Annotated in this window: 4 protein-coding genes; all 4 read left to right on the top strand. The window is 38.0% G+C overall.

Annotated elements, in window-relative coordinates; all coding sequences use genetic code 11:
* The first annotated feature begins 153 nt into the window (after positions 1-153).
* From NNC77_RS16275 to cas1b, 4 genes are read left to right on the top strand one after another with little or no spacing between them, the layout of a single operon-like run.
* Positions 154-441 carry a hypothetical protein gene (locus NNC77_RS16275; protein ID WP_254971876.1) on the top strand — a complete coding sequence of 96 codons (288 nt, stop codon included), beginning with the start codon at positions 154-156 and terminating at the stop codon, positions 439-441.
* A gap of 22 nt (positions 442-463) precedes the next feature.
* Positions 464-1,534: a CRISPR-associated protein Cas7 gene (locus NNC77_RS16270; protein WP_254971877.1), complete on the top strand. Its 1,071-nt coding sequence runs from the start codon at positions 464-466 to the stop codon at positions 1,532-1,534.
* A 54-nt stretch (positions 1,535-1,588) separates the two neighbouring features.
* Positions 1,589-2,107, top strand: a complete 519-nt coding sequence (gene cas4 / locus NNC77_RS16265) for a CRISPR-associated protein Cas4 (protein WP_254971878.1) — start codon at positions 1,589-1,591, stop codon at positions 2,105-2,107.
* A complete protein-coding gene (gene cas1b / locus NNC77_RS16260; RefSeq protein WP_254971880.1) occupies positions 2,104-2,964 on the top strand; it encodes a type I-B CRISPR-associated endonuclease Cas1b in 861 nt (286 codons plus the stop codon). Before cas4 ends, cas1b begins: the two co-directional genes overlap by 4 nt.
* Positions 2,965-3,069 lie beyond the last annotated feature (105 nt).

The following is a 3,069-nucleotide window of genomic DNA, read 5'->3' as shown; positions in this document are numbered from 1 at the left end:
TTATTGTTTAGCGATTGTAAAGATACTCATTTTCTGTGAGTTATACAAACTTCAGAGCCTTTTTTATTCCAAAATTACGTTAAATCACGCTTGTGAATTTTCACTTGCGAAACTTTAGTTAATTACAATGTTTATATAATTTGGATATACGCTATGTTGAATAATGATGAATTATGGGAGAAATCCCAAGAGTTGGCTAAGTTGTTGAACGAAGCCTCTAGTGATAAAGATAAGTCTATCAGTACCAAACGTAAAAATTTGGTTGAGACAATGCTCAATGCAACTAATAAAAAACAGTTCATAGCAGCTGCTACAGAGGTTGTTTCATTCATTGGTAAGATAGATGAGTTTAAAGGAATCGTGAAGGAGATTCATGGTATGCCAACAGACAATGTACCATACTTCTTAACACTTTTGCGTTTCCAGTATAAGACATTATAATAACAATTAAAAATACAAGATTATGAAAGAGAATTCTTTTATTTATTTGCGAGGTCTCAAGCATGCTGCGTTCACAGTATTCTGTGTAGAAGATGGTCAGAAGTCTTATTTTGACCCACAGTTCAACGTACGAGTTCCATACTCCAGTGGTCAGCAGGTTAAGCGTTCTATCATGGAGCAGCTTAACGATGTTTTAGGTGTTCAACCTTCTCCTACCGAGTTCTATTGGGATGTAGATAAGAAAGGTGCGCTTAAAGAAGGAGAGGTCCTTTCGTCTTGCGATCCACATTATATTGACCAGCTTTTAGGTGGTTGGATGAGAGCTGTTAAAGATGGTAAGGAAAAAACGGTAAAGCGCAGAAGTCCCTTAAGTATTTCTGCGATGACACCTTTGCATCCGCTTTTGGCTGCATTTCCTAAGGAGAATATTTCTTTTGATCGTTCTGATAAGCCTAACGTACATAAAGTTGTTGTGCGTGATGCTAATGGAAATCGTTTGACAGAAGAGCAGATCAGTAACCTCTTGGCAGGAAGCGATAGAAGTTTGTATCGCAAATGGATTCCTAAGAATAATAATCGAGCAACAGGTCTATTTGTATATGATGTAGCTATTGATTTACGACGTTTGTTCTGCGTTTCAACTAATCAGTTGGAACCAGAGATTACATCAGATATGGTAGAAAAGTTGAAAGAAGATGGATGGAAGGTAATCACTACTTCTTTTGGTGAATGCTTGTTGATGCCGAAAGAGCAGCGTGAGCAGATTATTCCAGCTATAGCCGATGCTCTGATTGATTGGCATATCACATCCAATCAGGCAAGAACATTCAGTTTGATGGAGACTTTAGCCATTGCTATTAGTGATAATGCTAATACTTTAGCTGCAGCTATTCGTGCCAAACTTGTTGAGGATGGAGAATCTAAACCAAAGGCAAAGCCTATCGTTGACGAAAATGCTGGTGCCAAGACATTTATAACTCTTCCATGTGCAAGTTATGTCGTGACAGAGACCGAAAGCGCAGATGCTTTGGCTAAGGCTAAGCAGGAGTTGGTTGATAGAATGATGGCGTTTGATTACGAGAATCAGATTTAATGTAAATGATGAGGCTCCTGGTTTTTACCTGGAGCCTCCTGTTGGTTTTTCTCTATGGTCATAACAGGCACTCATTTCAACTATTACCAGCTTTGCCATCGCAAACTATGGCTGTTTGCCAATGGCATCAATATGGAACAAGAGTCAGACTTGGTCTATGAAGGAAAGTTGGTGCATGAATCAAGTTATCCGCAACGTACATCAAAGTATGAGGAAGTGGAGATTGATGGTATCAAAGTAGATTACTATGATGCCAAGAACAAGGTTATCCATGAGATAAAGAAATCTAATAAGGTGGATAAAGCTCATGAATGGCAACTGAAATATTACATGTATGTTTTCGAGAAACATGGAATTGATGGCGTGAAGGGCATCTTGGAATATCCTCTTTTGAGAAAGACAAAAGAAGTAATCTTGACAGATGTTGATAGAGATGACATTCAGGTTATATCTAAGGACATTATTAAGATAATCTCTCAAGATGTTTGCCCGTCTAAAGTTAAGAAAGGCATCTGTAAGAATTGTAGTTATTTCGATTTTTGTTATATAAACGAGTTGGAGGAAGAAGAATGAAAAGAAGTTTCTATCTGTTCAATCCAGGCATCATGGAACGCAGAGATAATACGCTGAAGTTCACGCCTGTTATCGTGAATGAAGATAATGAAGAAATCAAGCAGCAACCTCGATACATTCCTATTGAGGATGTTGCGGAACTGTATGCCTTTGGAAGTCTGCGGGCAAATAGTGCTTTGTTCAACTTTTTGGGGCAGAAAGGTATTCCTGTCCACTTCTTCGACTATTATGAGAACTATACCGGAAGCTTCATGCCTCGCGAAAGTCTTCTTTCTGGCAAGGCATTGTTGGCACAAACATCTGCATACCAAAACAAGAAGAAAAGAGTTGAATTGGCACGAAAGTTTATTCAGGGAGCAGCATGGAATATGGTTATGAACCTCAACTATTATAATCGTAGAGGAAAAGACCTGCAAGATATTATCGATACTATTAAAAGATTGAGTAATACTTTGCCAGATGCTAAGGCTGTAGATGAGATAATGGGAATTGAGGGAAATATCAGACAGGCATATTATGCTGCATTCGATATCATTCTCGATGATTTCAACATGGGATCAAGAACCAAGCAACCGCCAGAGAATGAGGTGAATGCTCTCATATCTTTTGGCAACATGATGTGTTATACTGAAACTCTCCGGGCAGTTCATCAAACTCAGCTCAATCCAACGATAAGCTTTCTGCATACTCCAGGAGAAAGGCGTTTTTCGTTATGTCTTGATATTTCCGAGATCTTCAAACCTATTATCGTGGATAGAGTCATCTTCAAGGTACTCAATAAACATGCTTTAAGCACCAGTCATTTTGATAAGAAACTCAACAAATGTCTTTTGAACGAAAAGGTGTCTTATACGTGAAAAAGTTGTCACCTTTAGGATGGTTAAACTAAATATGTTACTATCTATTTTTCTTATCACTAAATGAGTTACGCATTTTTAATTTTATCACTATATGGGTTGTCA

The sequence above is a fragment of the Segatella copri genome (assembly GCF_024330485.1).
GTDB lineage: Bacteria > Bacteroidota > Bacteroidia > Bacteroidales > Bacteroidaceae > Prevotella > Prevotella copri_L.
Note: the sequence above shows the minus strand (reverse complement) of the source record. Positions and strands in the feature narration are given on the sequence as shown.